The organism is Paenibacillus sp. FSL R10-2736 (genome assembly GCF_038000245.1).
GTDB classification, from domain to species: domain Bacteria; phylum Bacillota; class Bacilli; order Paenibacillales; family Paenibacillaceae; genus Paenibacillus_AQ; species Paenibacillus_AQ phytohabitans.
In genome coordinates this window covers 185,154-204,495 of sequence record NZ_JBBOBN010000002.1, presented here as the reverse complement: position 1 = coordinate 204,495, position 19,342 = coordinate 185,154, and the positions used below count along the sequence as shown (strand labels likewise).

At 53.2% G+C, this 19,342-nt stretch carries 18 protein-coding genes; 17 read left to right on the top strand and 1 reads right to left on the bottom strand.

The window, feature by feature from the left end; genetic code table 11:
• Positions 1-88 precede the first annotated feature (88 nt).
• The 17 genes from NSQ73_RS28880 (at position 89) to NSQ73_RS28800 (ending at position 17,897) form a co-directional block, all read left to right on the top strand.
• Positions 89-283 (top strand): MFS transporter, encoded by a 195-nt coding sequence (locus NSQ73_RS28880; protein ID WP_246354467.1) that lies wholly within the window; start codon positions 89-91, stop codon positions 281-283.
• 4 nt (positions 284-287) lie between these two features.
• Positions 288-1,439, top strand: coding sequence for an MFS transporter (locus NSQ73_RS28875; protein WP_340989621.1), 1,152 nt, complete (start codon positions 288-290; stop codon positions 1,437-1,439).
• Between the two features lie 26 nt (positions 1,440-1,465).
• The gene (locus NSQ73_RS28870; RefSeq protein ID WP_167549589.1) at positions 1,466-1,684 is read left to right on the top strand and encodes a hypothetical protein; all 219 of its coding nucleotides are present in this window, start codon (positions 1,466-1,468) and stop codon (positions 1,682-1,684) included.
• Positions 1,685-1,713: 29 nt separating this feature from the next.
• Positions 1,714-2,418: a hypothetical protein gene (locus tag NSQ73_RS28865; RefSeq protein ID WP_042140405.1), complete on the top strand. Its 705-nt coding sequence runs from the start codon at positions 1,714-1,716 to the stop codon at positions 2,416-2,418.
• Positions 2,415-3,638 carry a glutathionylspermidine synthase family protein gene (locus NSQ73_RS28860; RefSeq protein WP_042140404.1) on the top strand — a complete coding sequence of 408 codons (1,224 nt, stop codon included), beginning with the start codon at positions 2,415-2,417 and terminating at the stop codon, positions 3,636-3,638. Before NSQ73_RS28865 ends, NSQ73_RS28860 begins: the two co-directional genes overlap by 4 nt.
• Positions 3,625-4,278 (top strand): signal peptide protein, encoded by a 654-nt coding sequence (locus NSQ73_RS28855; protein WP_340989619.1) that lies wholly within the window; start codon positions 3,625-3,627, stop codon positions 4,276-4,278. The genes NSQ73_RS28860 and NSQ73_RS28855 overlap by 14 nt, the downstream gene beginning before the upstream one ends.
• Positions 4,275-4,667, top strand: coding sequence for a DUF350 domain-containing protein (locus tag NSQ73_RS28850; RefSeq protein WP_340989617.1), 393 nt, complete (start codon positions 4,275-4,277; stop codon positions 4,665-4,667). The genes NSQ73_RS28855 and NSQ73_RS28850 overlap by 4 nt, the downstream gene beginning before the upstream one ends.
• A 99-nt stretch (positions 4,668-4,766) precedes the next feature.
• Complete coding sequence (locus NSQ73_RS28845) at positions 4,767-5,783, top strand: potassium channel protein (RefSeq protein ID WP_340989614.1); 1,017 nt, start codon at positions 4,767-4,769, stop codon at positions 5,781-5,783.
• Positions 5,784-5,967: 184 nt separating this feature from the next.
• Positions 5,968-7,131: a hypothetical protein gene (locus NSQ73_RS28840; RefSeq protein WP_340989612.1), complete on the top strand. Its 1,164-nt coding sequence runs from the start codon at positions 5,968-5,970 to the stop codon at positions 7,129-7,131.
• A gap of 18 nt (positions 7,132-7,149) precedes the next feature.
• Positions 7,150-8,697: a glycan biosynthesis hexose transferase WsfD gene (gene wsfD, locus NSQ73_RS28835; protein WP_340989610.1), complete on the top strand. Its 1,548-nt coding sequence runs from the start codon at positions 7,150-7,152 to the stop codon at positions 8,695-8,697.
• Positions 8,694-10,244 (top strand): hypothetical protein, encoded by a 1,551-nt coding sequence (locus NSQ73_RS28830; protein ID WP_340989608.1) that lies wholly within the window; start codon positions 8,694-8,696, stop codon positions 10,242-10,244. Before wsfD ends, NSQ73_RS28830 begins: the two co-directional genes overlap by 4 nt.
• A 37-nt stretch (positions 10,245-10,281) precedes the next feature.
• Positions 10,282-11,532 (top strand): glycosyltransferase family 2 protein, encoded by a 1,251-nt coding sequence (locus NSQ73_RS28825; RefSeq protein WP_340989607.1) that lies wholly within the window; start codon positions 10,282-10,284, stop codon positions 11,530-11,532.
• Between the two features lie 43 nt (positions 11,533-11,575).
• Complete coding sequence (locus NSQ73_RS28820; RefSeq protein WP_340989606.1) at positions 11,576-13,672, top strand: cellulose biosynthesis cyclic di-GMP-binding regulatory protein BcsB; 2,097 nt, start codon at positions 11,576-11,578, stop codon at positions 13,670-13,672.
• Complete coding sequence (locus NSQ73_RS28815; RefSeq protein ID WP_042140397.1) at positions 13,662-14,516, top strand: diguanylate cyclase domain-containing protein; 855 nt, start codon at positions 13,662-13,664, stop codon at positions 14,514-14,516. The genes NSQ73_RS28820 and NSQ73_RS28815 overlap by 11 nt, the downstream gene beginning before the upstream one ends.
• A 49-nt stretch (positions 14,517-14,565) precedes the next feature.
• Positions 14,566-15,354, top strand: a complete 789-nt coding sequence (locus tag NSQ73_RS28810) for an SDR family oxidoreductase (RefSeq protein WP_340989605.1) — start codon at positions 14,566-14,568, stop codon at positions 15,352-15,354.
• A gap of 242 nt (positions 15,355-15,596) precedes the next feature.
• On the top strand, positions 15,597-15,845 hold the full coding sequence (locus NSQ73_RS28805) for a type B 50S ribosomal protein L31 (protein ID WP_039304788.1): 249 nt from the start codon (positions 15,597-15,599) through the stop codon (positions 15,843-15,845).
• A 477-nt stretch (positions 15,846-16,322) separates the two neighbouring features.
• Entirely contained in the window at positions 16,323-17,897 is a 1,575-nt protein-coding gene (locus NSQ73_RS28800; RefSeq protein WP_340989604.1) for a sensor domain-containing diguanylate cyclase, read from the top strand.
• Positions 17,898-18,227: 330 nt separating this feature from the next.
• Here the strand turns inward: NSQ73_RS28800 and NSQ73_RS28795 are convergent, their stop codons facing one another.
• Positions 18,228-19,265, bottom strand: a complete 1,038-nt coding sequence (locus NSQ73_RS28795) for a copper amine oxidase N-terminal domain-containing protein (RefSeq protein WP_340989603.1) — start codon at positions 19,263-19,265, stop codon at positions 18,228-18,230.
• Positions 19,266-19,342: the final 77 nt, after the last annotated feature.

Genomic DNA, 19,342 nt, shown 5'->3' with positions numbered 1-19,342 from the left:
GCATTCATCCTAAGGACATTGCCATTATTATTTGTTAGGCATAGAATTTAGTTGAGCCTGAACAGATAATATAGATAGGGATGGAGTAATGAACGACAAAGTTGTAATGCCCCTGTGGACCTTTTGCCTGTTCATCGTTGTTATGAACACCACTATGTTTAATGTATCGCTGCCTACGATTATTCAGGATCTGCACATATCAGCGGACCTGGGCTCGTGGATCATATCGAGCTATTCCATCGGTTATGCCCTGTCGACTGTGATCTACAGCAGGCTGCCCTGACCTGGTGCCGATCCGCAGACTGCTGACCATCGGTCTGACTACGCTGGGTCTGGCCTCCGTCTGCGGATTATTCGCGCACAGCTTCAGCATCCTGCTGTTGACCCGTATCCTGCAGTCTGCAGGAGCCGGAGTTATGGCAGGCCTCGGACTTGTGCTGGCCAGCCGCTATGTTCCTGTCGGGAGACGCGGCGCAGCTATCGCCATGATCTCCGCAGGCAGCGCGATGGCATTCGGGCTCGGGCCGATTATCGGCGGTCTGATCAGCCAGTATTTCGGCTGGAATGGCCTGTTCGGCATCACCTGCCTCGTGCTGATCGTTCTGCCTGTGCTGCTTCATCTGCTGCCGAAGGAACAGCCCCAGCCTGCCGCTTTTGACGTGACGGGGGCGGCCCTGACGGTTCTTAACGCAGGCAGCCTGCTGCTGGCGGTCACCAGCCAGTCCTACCTGTGGCTTGCGGCCAGTGTAGTGTCGCTGCTTATTCATGCCCGCCATCTGGCCCAAGCGGAGAACTCCTTCATTAACCCTCAGCTGCTGCGCATGCCCAGGTATCTGAAGCTGACTGCCATCGGGTTCTGCATTCTGGTGCTGAACCTCGGCAATCTGTTCCTCATGCCGCTTGCCCTGGCGGGCCTGTTCCATGAATCGGCGCTGAGCATCGGCTTGTTCATCGCGCCCGGAGCGATTCTGTCCGCGATTCTGACCCGCTACGTCGGCCACTGGATAGACCGCTACGGCAACCTCCGGTTCCTGATTATCGGCCACGGGGTGCTTGCCGCTGTCCTGGCCGTCTTTGCCATGAAGCTGTCCGTATCCCCGTTCATTCTGCTCGCGGGTTATCTGTGCTTCTCGCCGTCATTCTCGGCGACCATGGCTTCCCTGAACAATGAGGCGTCGGGCATTCTTCCCCGCAGCTGGATCGGCTCCGGCATGGGGCTGCTGCAGCTGATCCAGTTCTTCGGCGGCTCCGTTTCTGTTGCCGCCCTTGGCTTGCTGCTGCATGCTAAGCGGAACCTGGCGCCTGCCGCCGCCTACAAGCATGTTTACATTCTGCTGTTTGTGGTGAGTTTATGTTCATTAAGCCTGGTGCTGTGGTACAGATATTCCAGGCTGCGCGAGTTGAAACGAAATAATAGCGGCAGCGTATCAGAAGCATAAGATCGTTCAGAAGGGATTGGTATGGAGTGGATAATGGAATGAATGTCATCCTGTTTGAGAAGATGCCCGAAGGCGAGCTGCAGATTATTGAGGAGCGAGTCTGGAGCATGAACATGATTACGGCCCTGGAGCATGTGAATTATATAGTCGTAGGCGGCCGTGAGTTCGAGGCGGTAGAGGGCCGGCTGAATGTGGACGAAGGGAAGCTTGAGCTTCTGCTGGTTCCGATGCGTACCGAAGGTTAAAGAACATTATCAGGAAAGGAGGGCCCAAGTTGGCAAAAGACGAAAATGTTAAAGAACCTGCTGTAAGCAGGCTGTTCACCCCTGACGGCAAGCCGATCCGCGTATTGTCGACCTCGCTCGGCATTGCCCTGCTGGCCAATGCGTTATTTATTCCCGGAGGCGCTGGTGCCAGCGGGAGTACCGGCGGTACAGGGGATGAACCGAAGCTGGTGTCCTGGTCTACCGAGGAAGTTAAGAATTATTTCGACAAAAATGTTGACTGGAATATTCCCTATCCGGATGAGAATCAGGAAGAGACTGTTCAGGAAGGACAGGGAGCGGTAACATCAGGCGGGACAACGGTTATCAACAACTATGGCGGTTATAACTCAGGATTCGGCTGGGATGATGTGCTTCTGTACCACATGCTGTTCAACAGCGGCTCGTTCTACTCTTCAAGAGGCTGGTACAATGACCGGCCGACTTATTACGGAGGCACACGCACTGCCTATAAGCCGCCAACCTACAGCAGCGGCAGCTTCCAGAACAAGCCTGTAGCCGGATCAGTGGTGAAACCGAAGACCTCGACTTCATCGACCGGCTCCATCACCAGAAGGAAAACCTCTTCGAAATCAGGCGGAATCGGCGGCACCTCCAGCGGGCTGGGCTCGGGCAAATCAAGCTCATCCACGTCCAAATCCAGCTCCAGTAAAAGCTCCGGCAAAAGCTCAAGCAAGAGCGGCTTCGGCGGATGATCCCGGCAGAGAGCGTCTTCGAATATCTGGACCAGTCCGCTCTGGAGCGGGCACCCCGGGTACAGCAGCTGCATGAGCTGGGCTTCACCTGGGCTGACCTGGAGGAAGAGGAATATTGGCTGGATGCAATAGCTGTGATGCGCGGTGAGACCTACCGGGAACTGAAGGATGCCTCATCAGGACTGTGGATGATTCTGGATAAGGCGGTCCGCTACGTCCATCTTAAGCATGACCTGTATGATCTGCTGGGAATTCCCCCGGTGCTATGGCAGATGCTTGACGATTGTCCTGTGCCGGAGCCGGGGCTGATCAGCCGGTATGCCAGATTTGACTTTGCTGTAGCCGGCGACGGAACCATTAAGCTGCTGGAGCTGAATGCGGATACACCGACCGGCTATGTGGAGGCCTCTATCGCCACGCCGTGGATCTGCGCAGAGGCGGGTATCGGGAATCCGAATGCCGCAATGAAGCAGCAGCTTGCCGCAGCCTGGGGCGCTGAACGTCCGGATACGGCAGCCTGTGTTGCCTATGGCAGCCATCAGGAGGATACCGGAACGATAGATGCCCTGGCAGCGCATAGCGGACTGGATATCCGCTGCGTCGATTGTCTGGACCTGTGGATTGATGAAGGTGTAGTGAAGGACGCAGAGGACCGGATCATTGAGCGGATGTTCGCGCTCTATCCCAAGGAGTGGATGGCTGTGGATGAAGGCGGCGACGCCCTGGCATACGCCATCGAGACCGGGAAGCTGCAGCTGTTCAACGGGCCGCATAGTATTATCCTGCAATCCAAGGGGCTGATTGCTGCGGTATGGGGGATGTATGAACTGGGTCTGCTGTTCAGCGAAGAGGAACGCCAGGTCATCTCCCGTTACATACTGCCTACGTACAATAAGGCGGTATTCTCCGAAAGCTTTGTGTCCAAGTCTGTCTTCGGCCGGGAAGGCGGGTCTGTGCGGATTTTTGATGATAGCGGAACGCTTGAAATAGAGGATGAGGAAGGGTATGACAGCAGCCAGCTGTTCCCGGTGGTCTATCAAAAAAGAGCCGAAATGGCCCGGATTCAGACCAGCGAAGGGGAGCTTCACCTGCTGACCGGCATGTTCGTGATTAACGGGAAGCCCTGCGGGCTGCTCGGCCGGGCTGGCGGACCGATTACAGGCAATGCCAGTCATTTTATCGCGCTAGGAGTGAGGGGACTTGAAGATGAACAAGGGTAGAGAGGGACGTGCCGCCGGACGCAGATTCCGGGCCGGGGTGCTGACCGCAATGCTGCTTCTGGCAGTCATGCTGCTAAGCGCATGCTCGGGAAACAGTAACAGTGTGTTCCACACCGATACCGAAACAACGGACAGCGTGTCGCGGGTGCCGTGGGATTACCGGGTAGTCGAAGGCAAGGTGGGTGATCTGATCGGCAGCGACATGACCGTACTGCCGGATAACGAGCTGCTGCCGAACGACGGCAATTATGCTACAGGCGACACCGTATGGACACTGCAGTTCATGGATGCGGAGCTGGTGACAGATGCTGATCAGAAGAATGAGATCCGGCTGTCCTCCTGGACCACGCTGAAATCATACGGTGACCAGAAGACGGCAACGGAGGATCTGGCGAATCTGAAGGTGTCCATCACGACGGATGTGGATCTTGTCGGGGTGTACAAAACCCAGTATCAGGACAAAACCAGAAACTTTGCCGTACTCGAGCTGCCTTCCGGCAACCGGATTAAGCAGCCGATTGATGACAAGCGCTATACCGCGTTGGAGAAACAAAAAACAGCCTCAGTGGTGCTGGAGGAAGTACATGATTTCGCCGACTATGATTCGGCCTATGCGAAATTCCGGGGGTGGGCTAATTGACGATCTTTATTAATCTGGTGGTTAGTATTCTGACCATTGTTCTGCTTCAGGTGCTGGGTATGGTTATATTCACCCTGATGACTCCTTTTAAGGATATGGAAGAGCTGAAGAAGGGGAATGTCGCTGTATCGCTGGCCTTTGGCGGCAAGTTCCTGGCCACGGCGATCATTCTCGGCGTAGCGGCATATACCAATACCTCCATCTGGTTCATGATGCTCTGGTTTGCGGTAGGCTATGTCTGTCTGGTTGCCTCTTACTGGATCTTTGAGCTGTTCACTCCGGGCTTCCGGATTTCGGAACAGCTGCAGAAGGGGAATGTTGCAGTAGGCGTAACACTCTGCATGGTATTCATCGGAACAGCGTTTGCGGTCAGCAGCCTGATTATTTAAAAGGACCGGCCAGACAGCAGGGCAGCTGCCGTGCCTCGGATGTTCTGGCAGCAGCTGCCCGGCCGGTTTAAGCTAACTACCCGAAAGCAGGGATGAGCGTTGCACTTTCTAATCCGAATTTCCGGTAAGCTGCTTCATCTAAAAAAGAAGTCTATAGGTCTGATCATCCTGGCCTTTGTCATTCTGAGTGCATCCACTGCCTTCCTGCTGGAGCCGGACACTTTTCATAGCTGGTTCAACGCCTTTTATTGGGTGATGACCACCATGGCTACCGTAGGCTACGGTGATTATTTCGCTACAACAGTCACCGGCAAGGTATTTACGATATTCTTATATATCTTTGGCATCGGTCTGCTCAGTTTGGTTATCGGTAAGATTATCGATGCCATGGGAGAGATGCAGCGCAGGAGAGGAGCCGGAACCTTGAGCTTTCACGGGCATAATCATGTCGTACTGATTAACTGGAACCGCAAAACACAGGCGGCTGTGGATGAAATTCTGTGTTATGACGCGAACTGCAAGATCGTAATTATCGATGAGAACGGCCGTCATCCGCTGGAACAGCTGGAGCAGGTCCACTTTATTAACGGTGATGCCTCCAGTGATGATATCCTGCTGAAGGCGAACATCGGGAGCGCCAGAGCGGCAATTGTATTCGGCGATACCCGTATAGACGAGGCCTCACTGAGCGACGGCAAGACGCTGCTGATCGCCTCCAGTATTGAGCGGATCGCCCCGCAAGTACATACCACCGTAGAAATCATGCAGGAGAAGAACATTCAGAACTTCAAGCATGTTCAGGTGAACGAGTTCGTGCTCTCCCATGATGCCATCTCCAGACTCGCGGTAAGATCTGCCCTGCAGGAAGGCAATTCTGAAGTGATTACCCAGCTGCTCAGCCGCCAGCATGGTGATGATATCTATGAGATTCCGCGCAGCCGTGCGTGGAATACCTATGGAGATGCCTTTCAGGATCTGCTGCGGCAGGGGGCTACCCTGCTGTCCGACCGCGGTGACCTTGGCATTAACCGTAAGCTGGGGCAGCCGATCCCGGATGATGCCAGGCTTTATATAGTCGCCGATGAGGAGACTTACCGCAGGATCACAAGAGGCTGAACTATATACCATAAGCAGAGCTGCCCGGATCATTCCGATCCTGGCAGCTCTGCTTTTTTTGAAGAAATGGCATAATTTATAAATTAGACACATAATGTTCGCAGAAACAGTAAACAATGTGACATAAATTACCGTTATATTATTATGGCCAATATAAAGACTTGTCTTTTAAGGATGTGATGAATTGGGGAGTACACTCAGCAAGGCGGCTGCACTGGGTATATCGCTGCTTCTAATCACCTCATGCAGCAATAATCAGGCCCGGCCCGTACCTTCCGCGGCTACTTCTTCTCCGGCAGTTACTCCTGCGGGAACGAACGTGCCGGAAGAGCCGCTGCTCGACACAGCGGACGAAGAACAGCAATTACTGAAATTCATAGATACGCAGCTCACGGGACCCTACGGGGTATATACGAATTTGCAGGAAACCGGTGAAGCGGCGGAGATGGCTACAGGCCATGAGGTTCTGAGCGAATCAGCCTCTCTTCTGATGAGAGCAGCCGTGCTTAACGGCGATCAGGAGAGGTTTGATCAGCAGTGGACGCTGGCCCGCGATACCTTCGATATGGAGAGCGGCTTCAGCTACAGGTTCAGTCCTAAGCAGCAGAAGCAATACACCGTCAATGCAGCGGTAGACGACCTGCGGCTGATCGGTGCGCTGTATGAAGCAGGACAGGCATTTCATCAGCCGGAGTACACGGAAGCAGCCGATAAATATAGCCGGAGATTCTATGATAATAATGTAAAAGATGGATACATGTATGATTTTTATGACAATATTTTCAAAACTACCAACGGGTTCGTAACTTTGTGTTATATTGATCTGAGTGTGTTGCGAAAATTGTCGATATCTAGCGAATTAAGCGGGATATTGTTGAATAATATGGGCGGGATTCTGGAAGACGGATATTTGTCTGACTCCTTCCCGTTCTATGAGACAAGGTTCGATTACAAGACTGGCCTGTACAGCTCCGAACACATCAACACCGTAGAGTCGCTGCTTACCATTCTTCATTTGGCCGAGAGCAACCGGCAGAAGCCGGCGAGCATCCGTTATATCAAAGAGCAGGTTGCGGCAGGCACACTGTACGGGCAGTATACGCGTGAGGGCCAGCGGACGAATGATATCCGTTCTACGGCGATTTATGCGCTCACGGCCATGATTGGCGCTGTGCTGGGCGATCAGTCCCTCTATGCGGCCAGTATTGAACGGATGAATGAATTCAGAGCTGTAAATGCTGCAAGTCCGCTGTATGGCGGATTCGGTGATGAGGCTGCCGGGCAGGCATATTCTTTTGACAATCTGATGGCGCTCCTCGCTTATTCCTATTCCAACCAACAACAATAGTAACGAAGGTGAATCGGTATGATAGACAACCCAGTGAAAACATCAACCCGGCCCGGCATAACCCTTGCCAGCCTTCGGATTACCCCGGCGTTTGCCGCGGCTTTTGGCGTATTGCTCGTAACAGTCATCGCTCTCTTTACCGCTCCCTATGTGGGAATGGCAGATAACGGTGACTTTTTCCGGATTATATATAGCAATGGACTGTACTTCAACCTCCCGGATTATGACAGCCAGTATTTCGGGTATTTCGTCAAGCAGTTTGGAATCTACCAATACTATAACGAGAACAGCTCAATGCTGGTCTCCTCCCAGTCCCTGTTTATCAAGCTGGCGCTGTTCGTCAATAAGCTGGTATTCAGCAGGGAAGTATTCGATATCCGGTTTCAGGCCGCGATCTATACGCTCCTGTATGTGGCTGCTGTCTACCTGCTCATTGAAGCCGTTACGTTCAAGATGTCCCGGAAGCGGGGGATGATTGTTGCGGCTCTGGCAGTTTTTATCTTCGGGGACACGGGGTATACCGCCTACTTCAATTCGTTCTTCGGCGAAAGCCTGGTAATGGTCACGATGATTCTGGTGTTCGCCTCATGGCTGCTGCTGTACCGCAAACGATACAACGATTACGCCATGCTGGCGGTACTTCTGGTCAGCACGCTGATCCTAACGACCTCCAAGCAGCAAAATGCTCCTGTGGGCATGGTAATTTCCCTGCTCTCTATCTCACTTGTCTGGATCCGCCGGGATAAATTGTTCCGCTGGGTCACGCTCCTGTCCGCTGCCCTGATGATGTTCGCAGGTATTGCCACCTATCTTAATATCTCCAAAGAGTTCGTGAATATTAACCAGTATCATGCCATGACCCGCGGAGTGCTGATGGAATCAGAGAATCCGGAGACCGCGCTTCAATCCTTCGGGATTAATGAACAGTACGCAATCCTCAAAGAGAATACCTATTATGACCAATACGGGACCGTGGATGTGAAATCGGATCTGCTGGAAAAGGATTTCTACAGCCAATACGGTTTCGTCTCAATTCTGAAATATTATGTTACGCATCCGGACCAGCTGGGCTCGATTCTCGATACGGCTGCCGAAAGCGCCTATACGATCAAGCCCGCGGCGATGGGGAATTATGAGAAATCTGCTGGCAAGGAGTTCCGGGCGCAGAGTCATTTCTTCAACGTGTACAGTACGCTGAAGGAGAAGCTGGCTCCCCGCACCTTTGCCTTCATCCTCCTCTGGATGGCAGTGATTACAGGTATCTATATGCCTTCCTTCGTGAGCGCGGTCCGGGCGCGGGACTACCGGGGAATGCAGCGGCTGTTCGTGATTCTGGCTACAATGCTTGTCGGATTGTCCGGCATTGTAGTCTCCATTATCGGAGCAGGCGATGCCGATATTGCGAAGCATGAATTCTTGTTTACCTTAGCCTTTGACCTGATCACTTTCCAGGTCATATCGAGCGTCATTGGCCGCGGAATCTCCTCCCGGAAATCCATGCCGGCTGCACCCCCTTCCGTGCCGGCCCCAGAATATGCTGCCCTGAATAATGGGGTGAGCATTTGAAACGCGGAGGGATCATCGTTCTGCTGCTGCTCCTGGCTGGGAATCTCCTGCTGCCCGCCCCGGCTGCTTCCGCCGCCGCGTCACCTGCCGCTGCGCAGCATATTCTGCTGCTCTATGACAGCCTGGCGAAAGGCACGGGAAAGGAAGGGAATGTGGCAGAGCTGCAGCGGCTGCTTGCCGCCTACAGTGCACAGGTTACGCTTAAGAATATATCCGATTATGAGCAAGGCAGCCTGTCTGCCTACTCCGGAATGATCACCGTCATTAACAGTGCGGAGCTGAAGATTACGAATAGGGCTTACTTGCAGGACGCAGCGGGTTATAAAGGGTCTGTGATGTATGTCGGATACCAGCTGCCGGACCGCGTGCAGCAGGCCTTGCAGCTGAAGACAGACGTGTGGTATGGAGCCAGCACAAGCCTCTCCATCGGCGGATTCACCGGCATTCCGCTGGAAGTGGAAGAAATGCCTTATATCACTGCTTCACAGGGCGGCCGTACGTACGGCGGGTGGTCTTTTGAAGATGGCGGGGTGCAAATGCCCTACGCGGTAAGCCGCGGCGAATTTACTTATATGCCTTATCTGAAGCAGGGGGATTTAAGCAGCATGGCCGCCGCTTATGTATTGAAGGATTGGCTGAAATCCTCCGCCCGGCCCCGTACGTATCTGGTGCTTAAGGAGATTTATCCCTTCTCCGATCTCGAGCTGCTTGAGCAAACGGCAGACCGGCTGTATCAGAGCGGAATTCCATTCATCGCCAGTGTCCGGCCGGTATTCGGCAATACCGATTTTCCGGCGATGAAGCGGTATCTGGAAGCCCTGAGAACGGTGCAGTCCCGCAACGGCAGCATTGTAGTCAATGCTCCGGCGGTCAGACCGCCGATTAGCCTTAGTGACCGGTCGCTGCATGACAAGATGAACAGCTTCATCAATGTGCTGGCAGAGGGCGGTGTAGCTCCGCTGGGTATGGCTGCAGAAGGCTACTGGACGTATGACAAGGAGTATTCTACGGCGGGTATGGGCTTCTTCGATTCGGCGGTACTCTATGCAGATGAAGAAGCCAGATATATGGAACAGACAGACACCTCTGTGACCTTCCCGTCCACCCTGTACAGTCTGCCGCTGGAATTCCTGCAAGGGATCAGCAGGACTGGCAAGGCGATGCCGGAGCTTCCGCTGAATGCGGCAGTTACTGTCGACTTGCCTGAAGATGAGGCTGCACTGGACAGTCTGATGCAGAATCTGGGGGAAGAGTGGTATACGTTCGCCGACTATAAACGAGAGGCCCATAACGTTGTTACAGACATCAATACCATCGAATCAGCGGATGGGGTAATTTACATTAACGGCAACAATCTGAATGTTGACTATACCCCGCAGACAGTCGCAGCCGATTACCAGTACCAGGAGAAGCAGGCTACAAGCTTCAACAGGCTGTTCAGCGTGCAGAACCGGTTTTTTATTATTGTGATCCTGATTGCACTGCTCTTGTTCGGAGGGCTGCTTACGATCGGCTACAGGCTCTACCGGAGGAAATATTTGAAATAAGGAACCCGGAAAAATCAAACAACATTAGGAGAATAATATGACGGTCTCAGACGTGCTGATGGTCATTGCGGTGATCTGCATCTGGTCACTGCTGCTGGTGAATGTAGCGCTGATTATAGCGGGCTACCTGTACTATATTGAAACTGAAAATAAGGCAGTGCCGGAGATCAGAGGTGAGTATCCGATGGTGACGATTATGGTCCCTGCGCATAACGAGGGCGTGGTCATCAGCAAAACGGTGGAATCCCTGCTGGCGCTGGATTACCCGCATGACCGGTATGAGATCATCGTCATCAACGATAATTCCTCGGATAACAGCGCGGAGCTGCTGGGCGATATCCAGCGGAGGAACCCGCAGCGTAATCTGATCATCATTAATACGGATGCTATTACCGGCGGCAAAGGCAAATCCAATGCGCTGAACATCGGCTTCACCCGCAGCACGGGGGAGCTCATTGCGATCTATGATGCAGACAATACACCGGAACGCACCGCTTTGCGCTATCTTGTGGCTGAGATCATGAATGACTCCACCCTGGGAGCAGTGATCGGCAAGTTCAGAACCCGCAACCGCGATGCAAGCCTGCTGACCCGGTTTATTAATATTGAGACCCTGTCGTTTCAATGGATGGCGCAGGCCGGCCGCTGGAAGCTGTTTAAGCTCTGTACGATTCCGGGAACGAATTTCATTATGCGCAGGTCTATTGTAGAGAGTATCGGCGGCTGGGATGTCAAGGCAATTGCCGAGGACACGGAGATTAGCTTCCGCATTTATATGATGGGATACCGGATCAAGTTCCAGCCGAAATCGGTCACCTGGGAGCAGGAGCCGCAGACGGTGAAGGTCTGGTTCAAGCAGCGGACACGCTGGGCGAAGGGGAATATCTATGTCATTGTGAAGAACCTTCCGCTCCTCTTCGACCGGAAGGCGGCGAAGATCCGCTTTGATATCCTGTATTATGTCTCGATCTATTTCCTGCTCCTGATCTCGCTGGTCACCTCTGATGTTCTGCTCGTCCTCCATGCGATGGGGTATGTCCATACGACCATTGCCGGACTCAGCAGCTTCCTGTGGCTGCTCGCCATTGTTCTGTTCGTGGTCGGAATCTTCGTTACGCTGACTACGGAGAAAGGCGAGATGAGCCTGTCGAATCTGTGGATCATTCTGCTGATGTATGTTTCGTACTGCCAGCTGTGGATGGTGGTTGCCGCTTACGGACTGTATAACTATCTCAAAGACGTCATTTTCAAACGGGAAGCCAAATGGTACAAAACCGAGCGCTACTGAAGCGCCGGAGGAGAAGAAATAAGCGATACAGGAGATACGGAACATGATGAAAAAACAGATAATGATAGGGCTGATTTGCCTCTCCCTTTTCCTGGTTCAAATTCCTGCGGCACTGGCAGCGGCAGTGCTTCCCGGTGACGCCACGATGACTTACGAGACTTCATTTACGGGCAGCGAGATCTCTCTAACGGGCACAAGCTCCCAGCAGCAGTATTTCACAGTCATGGATTACTGGAACGTCGATGCGGTGAACATCAGGCTGGATTTTCAGGTGTCACAGATTAATGCGGAACAGCAGTCAAGTGTGACACTGTCGCTTAACGGCATTCCGTTCTACTCCTTCAGACCGTCCGCTGAGAATAACGGGGAGCAGAGCCTGAGCGTTCCGGCGCCCAAGGGCTTCCTTAAGGAAGGCAGCAACACGCTGAGTATCCAGGGGAATCTGAAGACCGATACGGAGGGTTATCAGCTCTGCAGTGTAGACAATACGCAGGACAGCTGGCTGCATCTGTTCAATACCTCCAATATATCCGTGAAGTACGCGCCTAAGGCGATTACGGGCGGGATTGCGGATTTCAGTGCCAGATTCTCGGGAATGGATACGGTGAAAAGAGGACAAAGCCTGCTGGCCGTGCCGGAGAATGCCACCGGCTCTGAACTGGAGAGCGCGACTTACGCCCTGTCGGGCTTCGCCAAAGGCAATACGCTGAACGATAAGACGATTCCGCTGCTGCCCTACCGTGAGGATACCCTGAAGGACAAGCGTGCAGTGGTGCTTGTAGCGATGTATGACCAACTTCCGGCCACCTTGAAGAATCTGGTGAGCACTACAGCTGATCTCAGCACCCATGCCGTGATCCAGCTGGTGAACAAGGATTCCTCACCGGTGCTGGTGGTTACCTCCAGGGATGAGAGCCTGCTGATCAAGGCCGGACGCTTCATGGCCAGCGGAGAGCTGCTGAGCCAGATCCGCGAAGACCTGAAGCTTGTGGATGATGCTACTGATGTAGCAGACCCGGCGCCGCCCATCAGCTCCAATGTTACGTTCACGGAGACCGGGGATAAGCTGACCGGACCGAATCATCAGGAGCAGACTTATTTCGTTTCGCTGCCGTCCAACCGCTCGATTGCGGATGACGGCAAAATCAGCCTCGATTTCCGCTATGCGGGGAATCTGGATTTTGAGCGTTCACTGGTGACGGTGAGCATCAATAATACGCCGGTCGGCAGCAAGAAGCTGACGAAGGAGCTGGCTAACGGTGATGTGCTGACTCTGGATGTGCCGCAGAGCCTGAACATCTCCGGCAATTTCTCGGTCACGGTGGCGTTTGATCTGGAGATGGCGAATGCCATCTGTACCCCTAATACGGAGCAGATGCCCTGGGCCTATGTGAGCAAGGAATCGATGATGCGCCTGAACACAAAGGACCGCACAGAGCTGCTGCTGAGCAACTATCCGTACCCGTTCCTGCGCGACGGCATCTTCAACCGTGTGGCGGTCGTTCTGCCGCAGGAGATGGATGACTATGCCTATCAGAGTCTGGGCAACATCTTCAACATGCTTGGCCAATACGCCGGAGGCAACACCGGGGATGTCCATTATTACAGCGATGATGTAGCTGCGGATAATCTGAAGGACAACAATATCATTGCCATCGGTACTTATAAGAACAACAAGGTGATCCGCGACAACAACGACAAGCTTTTCTTCAAATACAACAAAGACGGCTCGACCCTGCTGTCCAATGAGAAAATAGCGATTGAGGAGCAGTACGGAGCCGGCATCGGTACGCTGCAGCTGCTGGACTCACCCTACGAGAGCGGACGGGGCCTGCTTGCGGTTACAGCGGTCAGCTCCGAGAGCTACTACCTGGTCTCGAAGCTGATTGCCAGCGAGAAAGACCGCTGGAAGGTCTACGGGGATGGTGTGGTTGCAGACAAAGACGGCCAGGTTAACGCGTACCGCTTCAAAACCCTCTCAGGCGCGGCCAAAGAATCAACAGTGGCGCAGATTATTGAACGTTCAGATGTGCTGGGCTTTGTGGTTGCGGCTGTCCTTATGATCACGCTGGTCATTGTATCGCTGCTGCTCCTGCTCCGCAAACATATGAAGAAACGTGGTGATAAGCGTGAGACGTAACCGCAGCAGCCTAATCTCCGATCTCGGGTTTCTGGCCTTCCTGGTCCTGATGTTTGCCTGCACCGTATTCATTGCCGGCTCTCCGGATCACTATATACAGAACATCATTATTCTGAATGTGGCCTTCCTGCTGGCGCTGGTCACGTATTTCACCACGGTAACTGCGGGACTGACGCTGAATCTGGCGTTTATCTTCGGCTACGGCTTCTTCGTGGTCTATCAAACGGTGTCCGAAGGGGCATCGATTGGCGTAAATACGTACTTCTGGCTGATTATGACTCCGCTGATTACAGTCGTCCTCTGGGTGTTCACGTCCAGCAGCCGTGAGCTGCAGGCCGAGAATGAGCGCCTGCAGAAGCGGACGGCCAATCTCGCCACGGTGGATGAGAATACGGATCTGCGCAACAGTATCTCTTTTCAGAAGGATGCCAGCCTGTTCACCGGGATATCGACAAGGTATCACATTCCGCTTACACTGCTTGTCGTCAAGGTGAAATACTGGAATGAGATCCGCCGTCTGATTCCGGAAGAGCAGCTGTCCGAAGCGATCTATGATGTCTCCCAGCTCAGCCAGTCCAGTATCCGCACCAATGACGCGCTGTATCTGCTGGACAAGGAGGACGCCACCTGGGGGCTCCTGCTCTTCACAGACCGTGAAGGGGCCAAGATTGTCATTGAGCGGATCAAGCTCCGCCTGCAGGAATTGAATGATACCGAATTCTCCGGCAAGTATAAAGTGAACCTGGGGCTGAAGATTGGGGCAGTGGAGTATGAGGCGGACAAAATTGAGAATCCGCTGGATTTCATTGTTCAAGCCAAAAATCAGCTTGAATACGATGTATAATGCAGATTAGGGTTCTTGCTTCAATCCAATCTGACAGGAGGATATCATTATGGATTTGGGTCTTGGAGGAAAGTCAGTGCTCGTAGCCGCCGCCAGCAAAGGGCTGGGGCTGGCAACCGCACTGGAATATGCGCGTGAAGGCGCGCGCGTGACGATCGCGAGCCGGAGCCTGCCGCAGCTGGAAGCGGCGCGGCAGGCGATTCTGGAGGCCACGGGGCAAGAGGTTGCCGTGGCGGAGATGGATGTGACCCGCCCGGAGGATATTGAACGGGCGGTCCGGACGGCCGCCGAATATGGAGGCGGCCTCGATGTGCTTGTCACGAACGCCGGCGGGCCTCCGGGCGGCGGCTTCGGGGATATGGCCGACGCGGACTGGAGCGGCGGCTTCGAGCTTACGCTGATGAGCACGGTCCGCCTGATCCGCGAAGCGCTGCCGCATATGCGCAGCGCTGGCGGAGGGCGGATTGTCAGCATCAGCTCGGTCTCGATCAAGCAGCCGATCCAGGGGCTGATTCTCTCGAATGTGTTCCGCGCAGGGGTGAACGCGCTGAACAAGAGCCTGGCCACGGAGCTTGCGCCCGAAGGTATTCTAATCAACAGTCTGGCACCCGGACGCATCGGTACAGACCGGATTCTCCAGCTTGACGGCAAACGGGCGGAAGCGGTGGGGACTTCGCTTGAGCAGGTCCAGGCGGAGGCGCTGAAGGGGATTCCGCTGGGCAGAACGGGAACGCCGGAGGAGTTCGGTAAAGCTGCAGTATTTCTCGGTTCTTTTGCCAATACTTATATTACCGGCCAATCCCTGCTTATCGACGGCGGAATGGTGAAATCGCTCTAACGTTCATCCCTAAGCCGGTTGCAGGACAACCCGGTCCGCGGTGCCTGATTGCAGGGTGACAAACCCCCTTTTTTCCGGCTCAAAAGGTTGACTCCAGGCCCGCTTTCACGTATGATAGTATGGCGTGTAAAAATCGGAAGATTTACGCATCTCCCTTCGTCTAACCGGAATTATTAAATAGACCAAGAGATGGCTTCATAATACCATAGAAGTTGTATTAGTACGGAAAGGAGGTTATTACAATGAAAGAAGGCATACACCCTAAGTTCAACCAGGTTATCTTCTTCGATGCAAGCGTAGGCTACAAATTCCTGAGCTCGTCCACCAAGTCTTCCGGTGAAACGATGGAATGGGAAGACGGCAACACTTATCCAGTGATCCGTGTAGACTCCAGCTCCGCATCCCACCCGTTCTACACAGGTAAACAAAGAGATACCGAAACTGGCGGCCGTGTTGACAAGTTCAAACAACGGTTGGCACAGAAGAAATAATGGTATTCCTACTATAGAGGATATTCCCGCATCCATGCAGATGGTGAAGGAGTATCCTCTTTGTTTTGTTTATGCACGCCTGTTTAAGCGGCCTGCGTAGGGGGTATTAATGCTTAGGTGGGAAGTGGAAGGTATCAATTAGACGTTTGGAAGGGCATGCCTGCGTGTTTTCCGAAAGGTAGTTGATTAACCCATGTACTACTTGAAAAGACGGAGAAGATCGAGATTACGCCGATTCTACTCCGGTTTAGCACCCTAGCAACTGGAATCCTGCATAACTATAAATTCGCTTCTCACCTTTTGAAGACTCTACGGGCTGCCCGTAGGGTCTTCGTGTATGTTCAGGCATCTCCATGGAACGGCGGGCGGACGCCTATACCTTGGGTACAGATAGTATTTTTTGGAAGAAAGATTCATTTGTACGAAAGAGTAGGATATAATAAGGCAAAGTTATCTCAAAAATAGGAGAAATATGACATGCCGTGGATGCAGGGTTATCCTTATTATTTAGTAATGGGCAGCGTTCTAAGTCTCTACATGGGCATCGGTTCTTTCAAGCACCGCAACACACCGGGAAGATGCTATTTATGGATATTGATGCTGCTGGTCAGCCTGATATTCGCGGCTACGACCGGAGAGATTCTGTCGGATTCCTTTGAGGCCAAGCTATGGTGGAAGAACTTGCAGCAGGGCCCGCTTTTTTTGAGTGCTATCTTTACCTATGCCGTTATTAAAGAGTATGTTTCCCGTTCCTCTGAGGGTTTGGCCAAGAGGCTTATTTTCTTTTGTATTCCGGTCGTGCTCGATGTTGTGCTGATCTTCACCGATTCCTATCATCATCTGATGCGCAGCGAGGTTGGGCTCGCAACAGTGGCAGGTGTTACCGGAATTGCAGTGAAGCCTACAGTGTTAAGCATGATCCTTATTGCGTATGACCAGCTGTTCGGGTTATATGCAGTCTATTTACTGGCGATCTCCCTCCTGAATGCTCCGGCATATTATTTCCGCCGTAATCTGATGCTGCTGCTCGGGCTGGTAATTCCGGTACTGACGGTCTTTCTGCTTCCGCTGCTCAAAATTACGATTACCGGGTTCACTGCATTTACCTATCTTCCGCCCATCATCGTGGCGTACCTCTCCTTGTTCCGTGATCCGCGGCTCTCCTTATATCCGCTTGCCAAGAATAAAATCTTCGAGAATATGAAAGACGGCATTGTACTGACGGACCGCTATGACCATATCATTGATGTCAATGAAGCTGCGGATGCGATGCTCTCCGGGCTGCTGGAAGAGAAGGCGGACACCTGGAGGGGCCGAAGCATACATCTGCTGCTGAAGCAGTACGGGCAAATTTCGGACCATTATGCCAAGCGGTTGGAAGGCCAGTTCGAGATCGAGCCTTCCGGCAAGGACGGTGCCTGTTTCGGCGTCGCACTTATTGCCACGGAGCGGACCCGCACAGAGAACACAGGCATGCTGATGGTCTTCAGTGATCTCAGTGAGAAGAAGAGGTATGAACGCGAGCTGCTGCATCAGGCTACCGTTGATGATCTGACCGGCCTGTACAACCGCAGGCATTTCATGCGGCTGGTGCAGAATTATTCTGTGCAGCACGGGGCGGGAATGGCGCTGCTGCTGTTCGATATCGATGATTTCAAGTTGATTAATGATACATATGGACATCTGGCCGGTGATCAGGCGCTGGTAGATTTGTCCCGGAAGATTATGAAGGTGTACCAACATAACGGGATTTCCGGCCGGGTGGGGGGCGAGGAGTTCGCGGTCTGCTTCTTTGCCGGCAGCGAGGCTGAGGCCTTGAGAGAAGCGGAGAGTTTCCGCGCTTCCCTGGGCGAGCACATCGTCCTGCTGGACGGGGGGCACAGCATCCAGCTGACCGTCAGCATTGGCATCGCCTTCACTGAGCGCAGCGATGTGACCTTCGAGGATTTATACCGAGAGGCGGACGAGGCCCTGTATCAGTCCAAGGCTAAGGGCAAGAACAGAGTAACCCTCGGCCGGCAGCCCGCCGTGCGGCAAGCGGTCAAGGGTTAGTCCGGGATAAATACAAACAGAGCATCTCTCCGTAGGCTGGAGGGATGCTCTGTTGTTGTGATTAGTCACTGCGATGGATCGCACTCCCGAGAGGCCTGTTCCTCTGCCATACAGTTAAGCAGCAGATGGATAAATGACATCTATTTCATGTGAAATGTCTGATTTGGGTGGTTTAGTTGGAAAAAGAACATTTAATTCTGCCCTAATCAGCTTAAGGTGGACATTTGGGGTGAATTAGGTGCCATAAATCCACTTGTTATCCAAAAAGATGCTGCGGCGAGAGCAATAGATGTCATAAATCCACTTAGTTTTACAGGTGCGGTGGCTGAGTTAAGGCTGAACGGTCTCCACAACAACTTTGAGCGCGGTTCCGATTGGCGGCAGACTCCGGGTCATTACAGGGGAGTAGAAGCCCATAACCGTAGCGCCCTGCACCAGAGCAGACTGTTCTACAGCTTCTCCGCTCGCGTTCACCAGTAGAGTATCCTCCGTCAGGCGAAGCACAATCTCGCTTTGCGACAGATCGCTGAGGGCGCTGCCCTTGATGCGGAGGCTGAGTGAGCCGTCTTCGGCCTTGATGATCTCTTCGAGAGTGCCTTCCGTACCCAGCATATCAGCCTGAGCCTTGGTATCCTGAACAGTTATCCGGTAAGCGGGCGTCTGCGGAGGCAGGCTGCGGGTGGAGAACACTGCGTGCTCGGCCTCTACCGTCATACCGATCTGAAGATCGGCTAAGGCCAGCTTGGTGCCATCAGTCTTCTCGTATACCGTATCTCCGCTGACATTCAGTACGAGCCCTGCGGTTCCGGTACCCTTGATCTGAATGGAGGAAGTATCGCCGGAATTCCGGATGGCGGTGATGACGCCGGTCTCAAGGACATGCTCTGCGGCTGAAGTGATCACGATATTCTTCCCCTCCACACTAACGGTCTGATGCAGTACCTCACTTACGAAGGATGCGGGGACATACATTTTGTCTGCCTTAGTCAGCGGAGCGGTTCCGAGTGAAGTGTACATTTTATTGATCACATAGCGGTCTTCGCCGCTCTTCACAGTTGTATATATATTTCCTTTATTCAAGTCGACAGCTTTGGTTGCCGTGTTCCAGGTAATCTTGAAGCCCAGTGACTCAGCGACGGTACGCAGCGGAATCAGCGGCTCCTTGGTGCCGGAAGGCTGAAAGCCGGTCTCGGTGATGGCTGTACCGTTAATGGCAATGGCATACGCGCTTAGTGAGGCGCCGGCTTTGTTCTGGGCAGCCTTGGTCTGGTTTGGGCTGGTTGCTGCAGGGGCAGCGGAGACCACTCCGGTAGTGAGGGCCAGCGACAGCGTCAGGAGCGCTGCGCTTGTTCTGAGAGAAGTTTTCATGGGACAGCTCCTTTGGTTATGTTAGTAGGTAAGTATGTGTTATTTCTCTAACGCCGGTTGGACCCATTATGTTGCAC